Raw genomic sequence first — 18,795 nt, 5'->3', positions numbered from 1 at the left:
AGTAATCAGGAGAAGAAAATATACTATTTCCTTCTCCTATACATTATACCTATATTATTAATAAAACTTTACTGCTGTTTCGAAGCAACTATATTAACAGGGTATATTAGTGCATCGTGATTTTTACCGTCACTACTTGTAAATGATACTCGTAATTGATAGAAGTGACCTTCGGGCAGTTCAGCTGTTGGTGTTGCACCTTTTAGTGGTATTACCATTTTTGCGCTACCTGAGGTCGTTTTTAATACACTAGCGTCAGTTAATACAATATCTTTTGCTGGTATCCATTTAGATTTGAAGTGTCTTAACCAGAATCTCATTCCACCTTCGTCAGCTGAAATAACTTCATTACCACTACCTGCATGATATTCAACATTTAAAGTAATATTATCGTCAACGATCGGGGTACCATTATCATATTTTTCGCTGTTAATAATTTTTAGGAAAGGTTCAACGAATGGCTCAACAGTAAGCTTGATACTCTCTTGAATCTTTTTATTACTTTTTGATATAGCTGTAATAGTTACCTCTCCTTTGGATAAGCTTGTTACTACACCCGTACCGCTTACAGTTGCAACTGTAGTATTACTACTTATCCATGTTAAATCAGCATTATCAGCATACTCAGGAGTTATGGTTGCGTTTATCGTCATTGATTCACCAGCAATTAGGTTTGTTGATTTAGCTGATAAAGAAATGTTTTTAAGTGGTTGTGTAAACCATTTCACTATGTTTACTTTACTACTGCTAGATAGGTTGTTTATTGGGCTTGTTGCAGTAATTATAGCTGTTTGATTTACATCACCCACTGCGGTGATAAAACCTTCATCATTTACGGTTACAACATCGCTGTTACTTGACGACCAGTTTACATTTTTGTCTGCATTTATTGGTAATATTAGAGGATGTAGGTTAATTGATGTTCCTTTTCTAATATCTGTTGTTGATGGGTGTATATTTATTTTTTGAGGATCAATTTTATTTGTATCAAATAGCTGATTAGCTTTTTTATTCAAAATCTCAAGATCTTCTCCATTGCGCCATCTTACTTTAATACTTTCAATAACGTCTTCTTTACCTAGACCAAAATGAACAATATTGAGTAAGCTTTGCGAGAAAACAGCACCTGCTGATCCTACGCGTTTACGATATTCATGGGTAGGTGTTTTAATGATGACTTCAGCAGATATTGCATCAACGTTAGACTTAGGAGCGTACCCCACTTTCACTAATGCGTAATTGCCTTGATCAGCTAGATTTTTAGATTCATTTGAGTAAAGGTACCATTCTCCATCTTCACTGCCGTTTAACAAGTCAAGATCACCATCTAAATCAAAATCAAAAGCTTGGCCCATATCTCCATTTCCTGGCCCACCAACATCATTAGCACCATGCATGGTTAATGTTTCAAAGCTGCCTTTGCCTGTATTTAATAACATTAGATCAGAAATTCTAGAGCCAATTAATCCCCAACGATATACAAAAAGATCTTGATGACTATCGTTATTAAAATCACCCGTTGTTACACCTAATGCATTACCGCCTGTTGGGATATTCCATTCCTTTGAAGCATCGACAAAGCTCCCACCTTCATTTTTTAATAAGATATCACTAATATTTCTATTTTCTGGTTCAAAGCCCAACGTGACATCATTAACGCCGTTGAGGCTAAATCGGAATGACCAAAAAATATTACCATTACGGACTAAAGCTGATTTCCAGCGACCGTTACCTAAGTGGCCAAAGTAGACCCCATTTTCAGAAATATCATCAGGCCAACCTTGCGCATCATTTTGTTTAAGATCGAATTCTTCCCCAGGTTTTAATATTTTTGATGATTTTTTATTACCTAGAAATATAGGGTAATCTTTACCTCTAAAAGCGCCTTGAGTCATGTAGTTGTATTTATGAAATTTAATGTCTCCATCAGCAATAAATTCAAACTCATTAACCCCTTTATAGCCGCGAGGTTTTATTGAAAATTCTTTAGTTATAGGGTCATGATCTACAGAGGGTGCTTCACCATAGCCATGCTCAAATACTTTACCTCGAGCAAGATACAGATCTAAATCACCGTCATTATCAATATCAATATCAGTTAACGCCATTACATCTTTAAGTGCTCTAATATCTTGTGGAAACTGTGAAGTGATATCAGTAAAAGTAAAGTCACCATTACCTTGCCACACAGATAAAGGGCTATATAGAATAATGTCATCAATATTATCGTTATTAAGATCAGTGATCAGCGCACGTGAAGGTTCTTGGTCTTCTAAACCTGCTATAGCTGTGTATTCAAAGGTCCCATCACCTAAATTTTTATAAAATAATTGCTGTGGTTTAGAGTGGGTGAGGCTAGATTCATTTAATAGCATTAAGTCTAAGTCGCCGTCTAAATCCATATCAGACCATTTTGCGCCACGGCCACGCCCACCTTTATCTATATTTACATCGCCGGTACTTAATACAAATTGACCATTATTATTTTTATAAAAATTTGCTTTTGTAGGTTGTTTACCGTTTCCTCCACCCATTGTTAAAACAAGATCTAAGTCACCATCGTTATCATAATCGCCGGCTGCCGTACCGTGTAAGTCTTGCATGAACCATCTAGAAAGATTTTTACTATGTTTAGTTACTGTACCGTCGCCATTATTCCAATAGAGTTTACTGGTTTCAGCATTGTGGTTATTAACAATAAAGTCATAGTCACCATCATTGTCAATATCAGCAATAGTTGGCCCACCATATTTAATCGAGCTTGCTTTATCCATACCTGCTTTTACGGTGATGTCTTGATATTGAGGTATAGCTAATCCGTCTACTTCTTCAAATGTTAGGTTATTAAGCGTGATATCAGCATTATTTGATTTTATCGTTAGTTTTACTTCACCAGATTCATCAAACTTTACAATAGCATTTAATATTTGTTGTCCCTTTTTGGGAATGTTTAGGTTGTCTATTAATAGCTTGTTGTTGGCATAAACACTAATGTATGCATAAGGTTTTGGATTGTTAATATCAAATTTGATTTTTTTGACCAAATCACCGGTTATTGTATGTTGAATAACAATGGGAGAATTTGCTTTTATTGAGATTGCTGAAGCAATACTATTTGTATTTGAACAGGCATTAAGCAAGCTTCCTGATACAACAATAGCAACTAATGTTTTTAATAGTTTGTTTGGATTATTATAAATTTTCATGGTTTTGGTTAACTGTATTTTGTTGACAATAAAGTGACTTTACTAAATAAACTATCAAACAGGTAGGGATTTTAAAAAATAATATAAATTTTTAGGTTATATACCTGTTGTTATTCAAAATGCTTTGAAATATGTATTTTGAGTGGTAACAGGTATATGCAGATATTGATTTTACGTTTGATTTTTTTGGGGAGGATTGTGATTTTTAAATTTAATACAATATTTTAGAGCATCATAATAATTTGAATGATTCGTAAGCATTCTTACCTGAGACAAGTAATATGTTGTTTTTAAACAATAAGGGGGTGCATTCTTCTTGTGTTGTTATCCCATCTGATTTTACATGATGGGTTCTATAAAACGTGACTTGATAATAGTCATTATCAATCCGTTTAGCTTCTGTAATGTCTGGGCTACCAAGTAAGTGTAAGGCTTCATCAAAAGTAAATTTATTTAGTTCTACGGTAGTTAAAAAGTTTCTAATGTAATCTTCTCTTTCTTCCCACTGCATTTTAGATGGGTTGTCGTCATAAAATTTTAGTACGAGCGCAAAGCTAATAATATATATAGCTAATGCAATAATGGCGCGTATTATAAATTTATGATTCATGAAAAGCCTTGTTTATATAAATACGAGTATTTAGTAATTGTTAACGCACATCATGATGTATTTAAATGTGAGTGTTTAGATAAATCTTATAAATAAAAAAGCGTTATGTGAAGTCGTTTGATCCTATTTAAAAGGGAGCTAAACGAATCTAGACTATTTTATATATTATTGATATCGAATATCTTTCAAGTTAAAGCCAAGCGGAATATCATTTTTTAGAGATAATAGCTTCCGGCTGAGTTCGATTGTATCTATGTGTTCAGCCAACTTTTTAGCAATACTACCTTTAAGGTTTTCTGCTGAAGTTATCGCTGTAAGTGAGCCGTATTCATTTAATAAATCAGATGCCGTAATTTGACCTATACCAGCAACGCCAGGGATTTTATTGGTACTATCGCCGGTAAGCGTCCATAAATCAATGAGCTGTTCTGGTGTTACATTAAATTTTTCAAGTACGTAGGCTTCATTAAGATAACGTCTGTTAAAGTAATCATAAACATTAATATGATTATTGAGCATAGATAAAAAGCACTTATCAGTAGAGATAATAGTAACGTTTTGTCCCTTCAAAGCTACTTTAATGGCGAGTGTTGCAATTAAATCGTCAGCTTCATCAGTTTCAGAAATTAATGAATCTACATTCATTTCCATCAGTTCATCTTGAATACAAGAGAGATGGTTGGCTAAATGCTCAGGCATTTTCTTTCTGCCTTTCTTATAATCAGGAAAAAGTTCGTAGCGCCAACAGGGATTTTTACTGTCAAATACAGTAAGAATATGAGTAGGTTGTTGTTGTTCTATTATTTTTTTTACTGCATTTATACAAGCTTGTTGAGTGTTGAACAATACTTGCTGTTTGGTATTGTCCGACAACTCATTATTCATTAAAAAAGGGCGCTCTTGTACTGCGTAGATTCTTCTAATTAAATTTAAAGCATCTATAAGTACAAGGTGTACACTCATTTTATTCTCCGATAACACGATAGCAAGGCTGGTATTTAGTGCCAGGAAGTTTCATACGTTCTTGTTCAACAAACGATTTTAAAAGTTTATCCATTAAAGCCATTATTTTTGGATCTCCAGTTATCTCAAAAGGACCATGCTCCCTTACTTCTTTAATACCAGATGACTTAACATTACCGGCGACAATACCTGAAAATATACGTCTTAAATTTGCAGCAAGTGTCGAGGTTTCTTGATCATAGCTAATATTTTGGTTTGCCATATTTTCATGTGTGGGTTCAAAAGGGCGCTGAAAATCAGATTCTATGACTAAAGACCAGTTAAAGTGGTAAGAATCACCAATTTCTCTTCGATAAGTGAGTACGTCTTCAAGCTCTATTTTTAACGTTTTTGCCACTTTTTCAGCATCACCAATAATAATTTTATACAAGCTTTGTGCTTTGGCACCTAAGGTTGCGCCAATAAAAGCATCTATTTCTTTAAAGTATTCTTCACTTTCTACAGGTCCCGTTAAAATAATAGGGAGTTTTTGTGCTTGGTTTTTACTGTTAAGCATTATACCTAATAAATAAAGTAATTCTTCTGATGTACCTGCGCCACCAGGAAAAATAATAATACCATGAGATATACGAACAAAAGCTTCAAGTCTTTTTTCAATATCAGGCATTATAACTAATTCATTAACAATCGGGTTTGGTGGCTCTGCAGCAATAATACTCGGTTCAGTTAAACCTATATAGCGACCAAAGTTATTACGCTGTTTTGCATGACCTATAGTTGCGCCTTTCATTGGCCCTTTCATTGCTCCGGGCCCACAACCAGTACAAATATTAAAACCACGTAAGCCAAGTTGATAGCCGACTTCTTTGGTATATTTATATTCAATTTGGTTGATGGAATGACCACCCCAACAAGTAATTAAATTAGGATCAGTTTCGGGTTGGATAACATTAGCGTTACGCAAAATATCGAATGTTACATGTGTTATTTCGCTTGAGTCGTTACTGATATTTTTATATTTAGTGTTGGTAAATAATATATCTCTTAAAACTACAGATAAATGCTCTTGAATACCTTTAATGATGGTGCCATCAACAAATGCATGTTGAGGTGGGTTTTCTAGGTCTAACTTTATACCGCGTTCACGCCTTAATACTTGAATGTGAAAATCAGTATATTTTTGATAAATTTCTTCGGCATCATCTGTATGGCTACCTGCGTTTAATACAGCAAGAGAACAGTTTCGGTATAAGTTGTATAAATCGCTTGTTGCAGATTTTTGAAGTTGATCTACTTCTACTTGAGAAAGTAGTTTCATGTTTCCTACAGGATTAAGTTGTGTATGCATGTTTATTCCTTTTCTGAAGGCCTAGGATGAAATGTTTGATGTAATAGGCCAAAGTATTAACACGATAAAAAATATACAGCGTTAATACTTATGATGATAAATGAAGGTTATACGTAAACTACTTGATTTTTTCCTTCGGCTTTAGCTTGATAAAGAGCCTCGTCGGCTCGCTCGAATGCGGTATGGGTATTATCTTCTTTGTTGATATGGCTAGCGCCCACTGAAATGGTAATGCTGACTTTATCGTTTTTAAATTTAAAGGGTAAGCGGGCTATTTGCTGTCTGAGGGTATCTAAGCGTTGTAAAAGTTGTGTTTTGTTAATTTCAGACATAATTAACACGAATTCTTCACCACCGTAGCGAGCTACGAATGCATGTTCACTAATTTGCTTTTTCAAGGTGTTTGCTATTACTTGTAATGTCTTATCGCCTGCTGTATGGCCGTAGGTATCATTTATACGTTTAAAGTCATCTAAATCTAAAACAACAATCGCTAAGTCAAAATTATTACTGTGAAACTTCATAAGTGCTTTGGCGTAGTAGTCATCAAAAGCCGCTCTGTTAGCCAGCTTAGTTAAGGCATCTGTCATGCTTTTAGTTTGTTGTTCTTGAATTCGTTTTTCAAAGGTTTTACTTTGTTCTTCTAGTGATTTTACCTTAGCGGACATATCTTGCATTTTAGCTTGTAGTAAGTTGTTTTGTTCTTGTTCAAGTTCTGATTTTTTTTGTAAAGTAAGCGCTATGCGTTTCAACTTGTTGTTTATATCATTTTTTATCGTATTAATAGATGTGGCGTTATTAATATCTGTTGCCATTTCACCGACTTGTTTTTGAAGTATATTGTTTATTTTTTCATGTTTAGAGCCTGACTCAGAGCTCATCTCCAATGTGCTTTTAACTGCTGATTGCACAGTAGAAAGTGTTTCGCTTAATGTTGATAAAAAGACTTTTGCTGTATTTCGTTCATTTTTTAAGTCTTCTACAATAACATCAAATACTTCAAAAAAGCGGTCTAATAAATTGCTATTAGACATGTCAGGCGTTATTTTGGCTTTAACTGTTGATAGTTGTTTTGTGTTGATATCAGATAAAGCAAGCTCATTTAATATACCAGAAAATTTCTCGATAAATTCTTTGCTGACAGGTTGTTCAGTATCTAATTCATTTATATTTTTTAATGAGGTTACGGCGGTTGTACCATTACCTGTAGGAGTATTTTTTGAAGCTAAAACGATAGTGTAAAAAGAGACTAACTGACTTAACAGAGGAATATATTGAACCACCGCATCTTTTTCATCTTCACTGCTTTCTAGCAAAGAACGTAAATCACGTCTAAGTCCACTAGGTAAACCATTAACTTTTTGTAATGATTTTCCTGCTAATAAAAAATCGTTGTGTAGGGTTTTTATATTGGCAGCATTGGTTGTAGAGTGTTGCTGTAATAGTTGAGATATTACTGAAATTTGCTTTTCAATATCAGCTAATGCAGCCGATTTTTTTAGTAAATTTCTTAAATTGGCTAACTTATTATCTAATGTTTTATCTTGGCCTTTACAGGTTTGAGATAATTTTCCAATAAAATCAACTAACATCGAAGATTGAGTCTTCAAGTCATTTTCTAATGACGCACGCGACGAAATAGCGGCTTCTAATTTACGCTTTAATTGAGTTACCTGCGTATCAGATGATGGTGTATCGCTCATAAAAGGAATTATGTCCTGCCAATCGAATCATTTAACTTAATCCTTTAATTATGTTTAAAACATAATAAAGCGATTCGAAATTAAAATGTGTATTTAACTAGTATATATCAAAATTTATCATAGCACTGATTATTGTGACAGCGATTTGTATGGATAAGTAATTAGTTCGTATGTACTTTATGACATTTATGTTAATAATTTGTAGTTAATATATTCGTTAGCTTGAATAGTCATAAATATGACAAGTTAGCTACTTATTGTCTTAATGTTCTTAAACAAGGAGCAATAATATTTTCTGTTGTTCTAAAAGGATTAATGTCTAATCCACCTCTTCTTGTATAACGAGCAAATACGGTAAGCTTTTCGGGCGTAAAAGCATTCATCAAATCAGTAAAAATTCGTTCAACACATTGTTCATGAAACTCGTTATGTTGCCTAAATGAAATCAAGTAACTTAATAATGATGCTTCATCTATCTCAGTACCAGAATAAGTAATATAAACACTGGCCCAATCGGGCTGATTGGTAATTAAACAATTAGACTTTAGTAAATGACTGACTAAGGCTTTATTTTCAACACTATTGTTATTATCAGAGAGTGATAATAAGGCTGGATTAATATCGTAAGTATCAATAGTTACATCTATGTCATCAATACACTTTGCTGAAGTTGAAGCAATATTTAAGGCGGTACATTCGTCAATTTTAAAAAGAGCTACACGTGCTTGGCAGCCAGCTGTTTTAGACAAATCTTGAGTTAAGCATTTTTGTACTTCATCCCAAGTACTAAATTTGCTTTGATTAAAACTATTCAAATAAAGTTTAAACGACTTAGATTCAACAATATTTGGGCTAGTGCAATCAAATCTGAATTCAGCAACAGCAACAATAGGTTTACCTTTACTGTTCAACCAAGAAAGCTCGTAACCGTACCAAACATCTTCACCTTTAAAGGCAAGGTTATTTGCATCTATTCCTAAACCATCCCTGTTTAACGAGCGAGGTACGCCTTGTAATAATTGAGGGTTGTATTCACTACAATATTCAGTAGGTTTACCTAAAGATAAATCGTTTAGTTCGATAGAATTTTTGTATAAAGTCATAAAGGGCTTGTTATCAATATTGTGTTAACGTATTTTGCACGCAGAATATGCGTTTATTTTAAAGGATCTTTCTCTGATATGACATTACCAAATACTTCTGTAAAAAATACTTTGTTAGCATTTACCACTTCTTATATCGAAAAGTATCAGGAAGTTCATCACCAATTACCTGTCGTTGTATCAGATAAAGACTGGGTTTCTCCTTGTGAACAAGGGCAAAGTAACGAAGAAGAAAGCTACTGGAAGCCTATTGAAATTGATAGTGATTTAAATTTTGAAAATGTTGAAAAAGCGCTTGAATTTTCACTTCATCAAGACATAAAAGACTATTTTACCTGTGTATATAGCGAATCAATTGAAGCTGAGAGTGCCGATGGCAAGCTTTCATTACTTTTACCATGGAACAAAGATGACTTTGAAAGGCTACAGCAAAACCTGATAGGCCATATTATGATGAAACAAAAGTTAAAGCAGAGTATTACTATTTTCTTTGCGGTAACAGATGAAGACGACATGATCATTTCAATTGATAATGAAACGGGTGAAGTTTGGGTCGAGCAAGTAGGGTGTTTGCCTCATAAAAAATTAGCTAATAATCTTGTTGAATTTATTGCGGGTTTAACGCCGAGTGTGCACGCTTCTTAGATTAAACCGTTAGTTTACTTTTTAGCTTTTCGTTTTCTCGTAAACTTTCTCGGGGCAGTTGATTGCGGTAACCCTGTAAAACTAATGTTTTTTACTTCGTTAATTAGTTGCCCTAAGTTTTGTTCAACACCACCAATAAAGGCTTGATAATTGAGTGATTGAGTACTTATTGATTCAAGCTGCGATTCCCAAAGAGCTGTCATATCGGGTTGTGAAATTCGTAAGGGCAAAGCAGTAATTAATTTTCTCCCTATTTCTGTTGCTCTTATTTCTTTTCCTTTTCGTGTTAAAAATTGGCGCTTAAAAAGTAACTCTATAATGCCCGCACGTGTTGCTTCAGTTCCTAAACCGTCTGTTTCTCGTAAAGCTTTTTTAATATCTGGGTCTGTTACATAACGCGCTATGCCAGTAAGGGCTGACAAAATAGTCGCGTCGGTAAAAGGTTTAGGTGGGCTCGTGTTTTTTTCTATCAAATTTCCTTGTAAGCAATGTACTGTATCGCCCACTTTTACGTTAGGTAATTGGGTTGCTGAAAACTCTTTATCTTGAGAGTTAGTATCTTTATTTTTATTAAATGAGGGAAATAAATCTTTCCAACCGTTTTTAACAATATCTTTTTGTTTACTAATAAAAAGCCCACCGCTTATAACAGTATCAATTTGTTTATCTACATATTCAAAATTAGGATAAAACTGCGCGATATATTGGCGTGCTACTAACTCATAAATTTTTTCTTCAGTTGAAGATAATACACCTGTTGGTTTATTTTTAGCGGTAGGAATAATGGCATGATGTGCACTGACTTTTTTATCATTCCATACTCGGCTTTTTTTCTTTAAATCAGCTGATTTAAGCATAGGTGCAAGTTTATTTGAAACTTGGCTAATGGCACTGGTAACGGCTGTTACATCGTTTAAATGCTCAACGGGTAAGTATTGGCAGTCTGATCTTGGGTAGGTGATGAGTTTGTGTTTTTCGTAAAGATTTTGACAAGTATCTAATACTTGTTTTGCGGTCATACCAAATGCTTTTGCAGCCGCTATTTGTAAGCCAGATAAACTAAAAAGTAACGGCGCTTGTTGCTGTTTTTTATCTTGCGTTACTTTGGTGATTTTACCGGGTTGATCAGTAATTCGGTTTACTACATTTAACGCAAGCTCTTTTGATAGTACGCGTTTTTCTTCATCCATGTAAGGTTCGCAAGCTTTGCTTGGTTGCCATTTTCCTTGAAATTTTTCACCGTTGTTTGTGGCTATGTCTGCTAGTACCTCATAAAAAGGTTTTGAAATAAAGTTGTTTATTTCAATATCACGATTTACCACTAAACCTAAAATAGGTGTTTGAACTCGTCCTATCGATAATACGCCTTGGTAGCCAGATTTTTGTCCTTGCAGCGTGCATAAACGTGTCATATTTAAACCGTAAAGCCAATCGGCTCTTGCTCTAGCAAGGGCTGATGTAGCTAAGGGAATATAATTTTTATTAGGCTTTAGGTTGTTAACAGACTTTTTTACCGCAGCAAAATTCATATCACTTATTAAACAACGTAAGGCGTTATTTATTTTGGTTTTGGAAGCTCCGCAATAACTAATGGCTTCATCTACTAGAATTTGACCTTCTCTGTCTACATCACCAGAATTTACGATAATATCTGATTGCTTAATTAAGCGTTTAATCACTGTCAGTTGTTTTCGTGTTTTACTTTTTGGTTTTAATTGCCATTGTTGCGGAATAATAGGTAGATGCTCAACAACCCATTTTTTATATTTTACATCATAATCTTCAGGCGGAGCTTGCTCTAGCAAATGGCCAATACACCAAGTAACAATATCGCCATTTCCTGCTTCAATAAAACCATCATTTTTTTTATGTGGTTTAGGCAATACGTCGATAATTGCTCTTGCTAAACTGGGTTTTTCCGCAATAAATAACTTCAATTCTATTAAACCTGTTTACACTACTTATTAGTTGTACTGTTTATTTATACATGCTTTATTGCTAAGTGTAAAATAAATCGAAAGAATTTAACTTGTTTTTAGCTGTTTTTTTATTTTTGAGTTAATTGTAGTAGCTGCGCTTTTACTTTGGCTAGTTCAGCCTTAATAGGTCCAAGTGCGTTATCTATTGCTACCGTAATAGCTTCATTAATTAATTCAGCAGATAATTCATCATTCTCAATTAAGGGAGTATTTTTATCTTCTGGTGCTGATGTTTCAAATAAAACGCAATTCTCAGGTTCGTGTTGCCAACTTCTTAATGCACTAATTATTTGAGGTAAAGGTAATGGGCTTGCGACTTTTGACTTAATCAAAGCAACACTAGGTTTTTTTCCTTCATTAGCTAATTGATTGGCGATAATTATAATTTTTTCAAAGTTAGTCATTTTTATAAACCTAAAGTTAATGTAGCTAAATTTTAGTGTATTTTACTAAATTTAAATACGATTATCTTTAATTTATAAATAAAATAGCTTTAAATCAAGTAGTTATATTTTTGGTTTAGTGTTTGCTAATTGAATTAATACTCAGTGTTGTGATGACTTATTATTGCTCAGTGATCACAGTAATTTTTATCTTATTAGGAAATATCATGAAAAAAACATTATTAGCTTTACTTCTTGTTGCACCGATTGCTACTACTTTAAGTGGCTGCGTTATTGCCATTGATGGTGACGATAGAGATCACATGTTTCAAAATGATCACGAGCGCGAATTTGAAAACCGCAAAAAAATAGCTAACATGCCTTTATACCCGTAACCAATCAAGAGGCTATTTCAGAGCACTTGAGCGATATCAATTCAAGGCAATGCTTTGCAATAATGGTCGTTCCCTTATAAAAAGCATTAACGAAGAAGTGATTTTGCTCAAGTGCTTCTACGATGGGTCTAAAAACAATTTATGCTGCGTTATTAACTTTAGTCAGGGAATAACCATGACGTAAATTTAATACCTTGCCTAAATTGTTTTTAGTTCCCACTGAAACCTGCATCTTGAATGGTTACGGGTATATATATAACCCATCAAAAAGTTATTGATACGCTAGGTGTTGCTGACTTTACTGAATCTTACCAAGTTAAAGAACAAGAAATTAAAGTACTTTATTTTAGAACACAACGAATACATAAAGATGGGTTAACAACAAAAGATGAATGTACTTATTTACACTTCGAAAATGGTGTTTTAACCGATACAGGTGAAGGTAAAAGTTATAAAAGGCTGATGGCGATGTAATATTAGCATCATTTGTTTGAAATTTGCTCACTATAAAATATGCTGATATTGTATATCGTCTATAATTATGTAGACCGTTTTAATTCAATAGTGGTTTAACTTTTAAAATTATTCTGGATAAAGTGAGGAAATAGGATGGGTGATACCGTGTCTGAAAAAACTGATTTAAATGTTAGAGCTGAATATTTAGCCGCTGAAGATTTAAAACTTGCTGCTTCTTTATTGTATCAAGCCTACCATGATGATCCTGTTTTTCTTGAAATATTTAATGGCGATAAACCTGATTACGAGCAAAGACTAAGAACATCAATTCGCGAAGAACTCAATGCTTTTTGGACCGCTAAACAACCTATGGTTGGTTTGTATTTAGGTGAAAGCATTGTTGGTGTTGCTTGTTTAAATAAGCCGGACACAGGAATGGGAAAAGATCGATTTTGGCATTGGCGTTTAAAAATGCTTTTAGGCGCTGGTTATTTTAGTACCAAGCAAATGATTGAAAAAGAAGAAAAAATACTTGCTGCAGTGCCTTTGAATAAATTCCATATGTTGTCGTTTATTGCAATACATCCGTTGCATCAACATCATGGGTTTGGTCATTATCTTGTTGCTGCTATTAATACTATTTTAGAAGAAGACAAGGACAGTGAAGGTGTTGTAGTTTATGTAACAACGAAAAAATACCAAGACTTTTTTAACGATGTTGATTACAAAACGTTTTCAGAAGTGAGTGTTGGTAATGTATCAGGGACTTTAATGGTTCATTATCGTTAGTGTATTATCCTCGTAATTTAATTTAGTTATTCATTAAATAAAACGGCTTTTAAAGCCGTTTTTTCGTTTAAAATCAGGTAGAATCCTTTCCAATAAATCGCGCTAACAAAATATCTCTCATATGAAAATACTGCACACCTCTGATTGGCATTTAGGACAACACTTTTACGGCAAAAGTCGTGCTAAAGAACATCAACTTTTTCTTGATTGGTTACTTGAACAAGTTCAAGAAAACAGTATTGATGCGGTAATTGTTGCTGGCGATATTTTTGATACAGGCACACCGCCAAGTTATGCGCGTGAAATGTATTTCGACTTTATTAGCCAAATGCATAACATTCATTGCCAACTTATTATTATGGCGGGTAATCACGACTCGGTTGCTATGCTGGGCGAGTCTAAAACTTTACTTAAAAGTTTATCAACTAGGGTTATTCCAGCGGTTAGCGATAATATTGATGAGCAAGTCTTCACCATAAATAACAAGCAAGGCGAAGCGCAAGCTGTTATATGCGGCATTCCTTTTATTAGACCACGCGATGTGATTAAAAGTAGTGCAGGGCAATCGGCTTCGCAAAAACAGCAATCATTGCAACAAGCCATAAGTGGCCACTACCAAACCTTGTTTGATCAAGCAGAAAATTTATCGAAAGGACAATATCCTATTATTGCCACAGGGCATTTAACTACGGTTGGCGTAACCACGTCTGAATCAGTAAGAGATATTTATATTGGTACATTAGAAGCCTTTCCTGCCAATGCTTTTCCTGATGCCGACTATATTGCTTTAGGGCATATACATCGCGCACAAAAAGTCGCAAAAACCGAACATATTCGTTACTGCGGATCTCCTATTCCGCTAAGTTTTGATGAAGCCAGTCAAACTAAACGCATTGTTATGATTGAATTTTTAGCTTCCGGTAAAAAAGATAAATTTGAACGTATTATTAGCGAAATTGACATACCGTGCTTTCAGCCTTTAGTTACCTTAAAAACAAATTTAGAGTCGTTAAATAAAGACATAGAACCATATTTATCTTTAGTTGATAGCTCCAGTTCTGATCTTCAAGATAACACTAAAATTTGGTTAGATATTGAAATAAATAGTGCTGAATATTTACAAGACTTAACTGCTCGTATTGAAACCTTAATTGAAGATTTTCCGGTAGAAATCTTGTTGATCAGACGCAGTAAAAAAGCGCGAGAATTAATGCCAAGCCATCAAAAGAAAATCACCTTAAATGAACTTTCGTTAGATGAGGTTTTTGAAAGCCGTTTAGCTGTCGAACATTGGGAAACAGAAGAGCAACAGGCACGTAAAACTCGAATTACCCATTTATTTCAACATGCCGTTGAAGAAGCCCAAGAAGAATTAAATAGTAAAACAGTAAAAAATGAGGAGAAAGCGCAATGAAAATTTTAAGTTTACGCTTTCAAAATATTAACTCGTTAAAAGGTGAGTGGAAAATTGATTTCACACAAGCGCCGTTTAAAGACAACGCCTTATTTGCGATTACCGGTGCAACAGGCGCGGGTAAAACTACTATTTTAGATGCTATTTGTTTAGCTTTATATCACCGTACACCACGACTTACCGTGTCTGACAATCAAAACCAGTTGATGACACGTCATACTGCATCTTGTTTGGCCGAGGTTGAATTTGAAGTAAAAGGTAAAGGTTACCGTGCTTTTTGGAGTCAGCGTAAAGCGAAAGGGCAAATCAACGGTAACTTACAAGCCGCTAAAGCTGAATTGGCAACCCTTGATGGCGAAATTTTGGCTGAAAAATTACAAACAGTTAGAACCGAAATTGCTAAAGTAACCGGCTTAGACTTTCCACGTTTCACCAAGTCTATGATGTTATCTCAAGGCGAATTTGCAGCTTTTTTAAATGCACCGGCTAAAGATAGAGCAGAATTACTCGAAGAGCTAACGGGTACTGAAATTTACGGCGTTGTTTCTCGAAAAGTATTTGAACAACATAAACACGAAAGTAATGAATTAAAGTTATTACAAGCACAAAGCAAAGGCGTAACCTTATTAAGCGATGATGAAGTTTCAGTTATTGAGAACGACATAGTAGAAAATAATAAAAAAGAAACAGAGCTTCAACAGCAGCTCACCTTATCGCAACAAGCTAAAACGTGGGCCAGTAATTTTAACGAAACAACGCAAAAATTAACAAAAGCTACCGAGCTATTTGCAGAGTGTGAAGTCAAAGAAAAAAGCTCACACAACGAATTGGAACAACTTAAAGCTTCAGAACCCGCTGAGCGTTTACGTACGGACTACGAATTAAAAGAACGAACAGGTAAGCAACTTACAGCTCAAAAAGAGCAATTAACACAATTAAAAAATCAAATAGCATTCGGTCAAAAAGATGTAAAACATACGCAAAATCAGCTTGATGAACTAAAACATGTTCAGCAAAAATCAGAAAATGAACGTATTGCTCAAGAAACTTTGATTGTTGAAAAAATAATTCCGCTTGATGGTGAGCTAGCTCAACTCCATAAACAAAGTATCGAACTTGAACAAAAATTAGCAAGCGCTACAACAACCATAAATAAACATAATAGCGAGAGAAAAAAGCACGAAACGCAAGCTGCATCATATAAAGAAAGCTTTGCCATATCGTCGCGCTTTATTGAAGAAAATCCATCGTTAATTACCTTGCCTGAAAAACTTCCGTTATGGAAAAATCAGTTTCAGCAAATTGATCATATCAATCAAGGTATTACTCAATTAACACAAAAAAATCAAGAAAGTGCAGAGCAAGTAAAACAGATCACGACGCAAAAAAATAACCAAATTAGTGCTAACCAACAGACTAACGAACAATACACTAATGTTATTAAGCAGTCTGAACAGCTTATTCAAAATAAGTTTGCATTGTTACAACAAAATCCAAGCACACAAGAGCTGGTAACTAATAGTAATAATCCGATTGAAGAAGGCGAAAATGTATTAAATGAAAAATTAAGCTTTTTACAAAATAACCAAAATGTTCAAGCGCAAATTATGCAATGTGCACAGCGTTACTCTGTGTTGCAACAAGCGAATGAACAAGTACGACAAAGCACCCAGGATTTTAAGCAATCTATAACTAATTTTGATGCTCAGTTAGCGCAATTAAGAATTGAATATAAAAATACAAATCAACAATTTAAAGATGTTGAAACCATATTAAATCAGCAGAAAAAAATTGTAGAACTCACAGAGCATCGTAATAAATTACAAGCAGGAGAGGCTTGTCCGTTATGCGGCTCTTTTGAGCATCCAGCGATTGAAGAGTATAAAAACGTTCAGAAAAACGAAACAGAACATCGATTTAATCAATTAAAGCAAGAAGTTGAACGTATTAAAGACAGTGGTGCTCAACTTAACTTAGAAAAAGCCAAGGTAGAAACTAACTTAGCTTCAGCTGAAAAAGATCTTGAAAGTAAGGTCGTAGAGCAAAATGCCTTGATTGCACAATGGAATGAACAAAAATCTGCTATTGGATTATCGTGCGAATTAAAAGAACTTCAGCTTATTGAGCAAACGATAAAAAATAATGAGAGCGAACTACAACAAACGAATCAACTTGTTAGTCAGCTAAATCAGCTAAGCCAACAGTTAAATACTATTCAGAAAGAATTACATACGCTAGAAAAACATCAACTTGAAGGCACAAATGCACTTGCTGCTTTAGACAAGCAATTGTCAATTACCCATGAAAACCAAGCGGTAATCGCTCAACAAATTACCCAGCAAAAAGATAGCGCTGAACAAAGCTTACAAGCATTAACGCAAGACATTCATTCGGTTGGTTTAATTATTCCACCTATCGAACAAGCGGAACAATGGCTAATAAATCAGTCAGAACAAGTATCTGTTTATCAACAGCATGTAACTCAAATTAATCAAATAAAAGAACACTTAAGTGAATGTGAAAAACAAATCGCGATAGGAAACTCTCAGCAACAACAAACTCAGCAAGAACTTGATCAATTAGCCATTCAAAAAGAAGATATTAAGAAAAAATACAAGCAGAGCCTTGAAGAAAGAACCGCCTTATTTGCCGAGAAAGAAGTTAGTCAGGTGAGGGCTGAAATAGCAGAGCAACGCAAACTTGAACAAGTCGCCTTTACTGAGCTACAAACCAAACATAATGATTTTGTTAAAAAGTTTCAGACGATAGAAGGTCAATATACAGCAAGTAAAGAGCAATACGCGGCATTAGAAATAGAGCAGGATACCGCAATTAAAGCGTTTGAGTTAGCCATTCAACAAAGCATGTTTGCAGATGAAGCAAGCTTCAAAAATGCATTAATGAGTGACGAACAGCGTAAAACGTTAGTTGAACTAAAAGAATCGTTACAGCGAGATAAGCAACAATCGCAAATTTTAATAGCGCAACATAGCGAAACCCTTGAAGCCTTAAACCAGCAAAAAGAACAGTTAGTAGAAAAAGGCATTAAAGATTTTGAGATTGCGCAAGTAGAGCAGGCGTTAGCTTTATTGAGCGAGCAGTTAAAACAAACACAACTTTTGTTGGGCCAAAAAACTGAAAACTTAGCACAAAATAAAAAGCTAAAAGTACAACAGCAAAAGTTATTAGACGCAATGTTAGAAAAACAGAAAACCGTTGATGACTTAGCTCATTTAAATGGTTTAATTGGTTCCTCAGACGGTGGAAAATTCAGACGTTTCGCACAAGGTTTAACTTTAGCGCATTTGGTTTACTTGGCTAATCAGCAATTAATTAAGTTACATGGTCGTTATCAGTTACAAAGACAAGAGCAAGACACGCTTGCCCTTGAAGTGATTGATACATGGCAAGCGGATACTGTGCGCGACACTAAAACCTTATCAGGCGGTGAAAGCTTTTTAGTCAGTTTAGCCCTCGCTCTGGCACTTTCAGATTTAGTCAGTGCAAAAACGAGTATCGATTCACTGTTTTTGGATGAAGGTTTTGGCACGTTAGATAATGACACGTTAGAAATAGCGCTTGATGCGTTAGATAACCTAAATGCCAGCGGTAAAACCATAGGTATAATCAGTCATGTTGAAACATTAAAGCAACGTATAAGTGTTCAAATTGAAGTTAAAAAGGTGAGTGGTTTAGGGATTAGTGAGTTAGACGCTCAGTTTAAGTTTATTTCAAATTAATATTAGGATCTGTTGAACTTCATTGCTGCAAAAATGTATCTGAAAGAGCAACAGAACCTTG

General features: G+C 34.6%; 14 protein-coding genes. 6 read left to right on the top strand and 8 right to left on the bottom strand.

Annotated features, from left to right (window positions below):
• Nucleotides 1-68 precede the first annotated feature (68 nt).
• The 6 genes from ACM9HF_RS05900 to queF form a co-directional block, all read right to left on the bottom strand.
• The gene (locus ACM9HF_RS05900) at nucleotides 69-3,206 is read right to left on the bottom strand and encodes an FG-GAP-like repeat-containing protein (protein WP_473615572.1); all 3,138 of its coding nucleotides are present in this window, start codon (nucleotides 3,204-3,206) and stop codon (nucleotides 69-71) included.
• A 232-nt stretch (nucleotides 3,207-3,438) separates the two neighbouring features.
• Nucleotides 3,439-3,816: a DUF3192 domain-containing protein gene (locus ACM9HF_RS05895; protein WP_473615568.1), complete on the bottom strand. Its 378-nt coding sequence runs from the start codon at nucleotides 3,814-3,816 to the stop codon at nucleotides 3,439-3,441.
• Between the two features lie 165 nt (nucleotides 3,817-3,981).
• Nucleotides 3,982-4,779 (bottom strand): flap endonuclease Xni, encoded by a 798-nt coding sequence (gene xni, locus ACM9HF_RS05890; RefSeq protein WP_473615564.1) that lies wholly within the window; start codon nucleotides 4,777-4,779, stop codon nucleotides 3,982-3,984.
• Nucleotide 4,780: 1 nt separating this feature from the next.
• The gene (gene ppnN / locus ACM9HF_RS05885; protein WP_473615560.1) at nucleotides 4,781-6,127 is read right to left on the bottom strand and encodes a nucleotide 5'-monophosphate nucleosidase PpnN; all 1,347 of its coding nucleotides are present in this window, start codon (nucleotides 6,125-6,127) and stop codon (nucleotides 4,781-4,783) included.
• Between the two features lie 107 nt (nucleotides 6,128-6,234).
• Nucleotides 6,235-7,830, bottom strand: coding sequence for a diguanylate cyclase domain-containing protein (locus tag ACM9HF_RS05880; protein WP_473615557.1), 1,596 nt, complete (start codon nucleotides 7,828-7,830; stop codon nucleotides 6,235-6,237).
• A gap of 254 nt (nucleotides 7,831-8,084) precedes the next feature.
• Nucleotides 8,085-8,933: an NADPH-dependent 7-cyano-7-deazaguanine reductase QueF gene (queF, locus tag ACM9HF_RS05875; RefSeq protein ID WP_473615553.1), complete on the bottom strand. Its 849-nt coding sequence runs from the start codon at nucleotides 8,931-8,933 to the stop codon at nucleotides 8,085-8,087.
• Between the two features lie 78 nt (nucleotides 8,934-9,011).
• On the opposite strand from queF, the gene syd reads away from it, so the two are divergent.
• Entirely contained in the window at nucleotides 9,012-9,578 is a 567-nt protein-coding gene (syd, locus tag ACM9HF_RS05870; RefSeq protein ID WP_473615550.1) for a SecY-interacting protein, read from the top strand.
• Nucleotides 9,579-9,592: 14 nt separating this feature from the next.
• Here syd and ACM9HF_RS05865 read toward each other — a convergent pair whose 3' ends face one another.
• Nucleotides 9,593-11,515: a DNA topoisomerase III gene (locus tag ACM9HF_RS05865; protein ID WP_473615546.1), complete on the bottom strand. Its 1,923-nt coding sequence runs from the start codon at nucleotides 11,513-11,515 to the stop codon at nucleotides 9,593-9,595.
• Nucleotides 11,516-11,625: 110 nt separating this feature from the next.
• Nucleotides 11,626-11,961 (bottom strand): hypothetical protein, encoded by a 336-nt coding sequence (locus ACM9HF_RS05860; RefSeq protein ID WP_473615542.1) that lies wholly within the window; start codon nucleotides 11,959-11,961, stop codon nucleotides 11,626-11,628.
• A 206-nt stretch (nucleotides 11,962-12,167) separates the two neighbouring features.
• Here ACM9HF_RS05860 and ACM9HF_RS05855 point away from each other — a divergent pair, with 206 nt between their 5' ends.
• From ACM9HF_RS05855 to ACM9HF_RS05835, 5 genes are all read left to right on the top strand, one after another.
• The gene (locus ACM9HF_RS05855) at nucleotides 12,168-12,335 is read left to right on the top strand and encodes a hypothetical protein (protein WP_473615541.1); all 168 of its coding nucleotides are present in this window, start codon (nucleotides 12,168-12,170) and stop codon (nucleotides 12,333-12,335) included.
• Between the two features lie 237 nt (nucleotides 12,336-12,572).
• Nucleotides 12,573-12,809 (top strand): DUF3192 domain-containing protein, encoded by a 237-nt coding sequence (locus ACM9HF_RS05850; RefSeq protein WP_473615538.1) that lies wholly within the window; start codon nucleotides 12,573-12,575, stop codon nucleotides 12,807-12,809.
• Between the two features lie 135 nt (nucleotides 12,810-12,944).
• On the top strand, nucleotides 12,945-13,580 hold the full coding sequence (locus ACM9HF_RS05845) for a GNAT family N-acetyltransferase (RefSeq protein ID WP_473615535.1): 636 nt from the start codon (nucleotides 12,945-12,947) through the stop codon (nucleotides 13,578-13,580).
• A 121-nt stretch (nucleotides 13,581-13,701) separates the two neighbouring features.
• Nucleotides 13,702-14,994, top strand: coding sequence for an exonuclease subunit SbcD (gene sbcD, locus ACM9HF_RS05840; RefSeq protein ID WP_473615531.1), 1,293 nt, complete (start codon nucleotides 13,702-13,704; stop codon nucleotides 14,992-14,994).
• The gene (locus ACM9HF_RS05835; protein WP_473615527.1) at nucleotides 14,991-18,734 is read left to right on the top strand and encodes an SbcC/MukB-like Walker B domain-containing protein; all 3,744 of its coding nucleotides are present in this window, start codon (nucleotides 14,991-14,993) and stop codon (nucleotides 18,732-18,734) included. Before sbcD ends, ACM9HF_RS05835 begins: the two co-directional genes overlap by 4 nt.
• Nucleotides 18,735-18,795: the final 61 nt, after the last annotated feature.

The organism is Colwellia sp. RE-S-Sl-9 (genome assembly GCF_048296855.1).
Lineage (GTDB): Bacteria > Pseudomonadota > Gammaproteobacteria > Enterobacterales > Alteromonadaceae > Pseudocolwellia.
This window is presented reverse-complemented; position numbering and strand designations above follow the sequence as displayed.

Bases quoted from the DNA above. Each gene is read 5' to 3' on its own strand.
- ACM9HF_RS05850 (WP_473615538.1), top strand. From the start codon at position 12,573: ATGGTTACGGGTATATATATAACCCATCAAAAAGTTATTGATACGCTA.
- syd (WP_473615550.1), top strand. From the start codon at position 9,012: ATGACATTACCAAATACTTCTGTAAAAAATACTTTGTTAGCATTTACC.
- ACM9HF_RS05855 (WP_473615541.1), top strand. From the start codon at position 12,168: ATGAAAAAAACATTATTAGCTTTACTTCTTGTTGCACCGATTGCTACT.
- ACM9HF_RS05900 (WP_473615572.1), bottom strand. From the start codon at position 3,206: ATGAAAATTTATAATAATCCAAACAAACTATTAAAAACATTAGTTGCT.
- ACM9HF_RS05860 (WP_473615542.1), bottom strand. From the start codon at position 11,961: ATGACTAACTTTGAAAAAATTATAATTATCGCCAATCAATTAGCTAAT.
- xni (WP_473615564.1), bottom strand. From the start codon at position 4,779: ATGAGTGTACACCTTGTACTTATAGATGCTTTAAATTTAATTAGAAGA.
- ACM9HF_RS05895 (WP_473615568.1), bottom strand. From the start codon at position 3,816: ATGAATCATAAATTTATAATACGCGCCATTATTGCATTAGCTATATAT.
- ppnN (WP_473615560.1), bottom strand. From the start codon at position 6,127: ATGCATACACAACTTAATCCTGTAGGAAACATGAAACTACTTTCTCAA.
- sbcD (WP_473615531.1), top strand. From the start codon at position 13,702: ATGAAAATACTGCACACCTCTGATTGGCATTTAGGACAACACTTTTAC.
- ACM9HF_RS05835 (WP_473615527.1), top strand. From the start codon at position 14,991: ATGAAAATTTTAAGTTTACGCTTTCAAAATATTAACTCGTTAAAAGGT.
- ACM9HF_RS05880 (WP_473615557.1), bottom strand. From the start codon at position 7,830: ATGAGCGATACACCATCATCTGATACGCAGGTAACTCAATTAAAGCGT.
- queF (WP_473615553.1), bottom strand. From the start codon at position 8,933: ATGACTTTATACAAAAATTCTATCGAACTAAACGATTTATCTTTAGGT.
- ACM9HF_RS05845 (WP_473615535.1), top strand. From the start codon at position 12,945: ATGGGTGATACCGTGTCTGAAAAAACTGATTTAAATGTTAGAGCTGAA.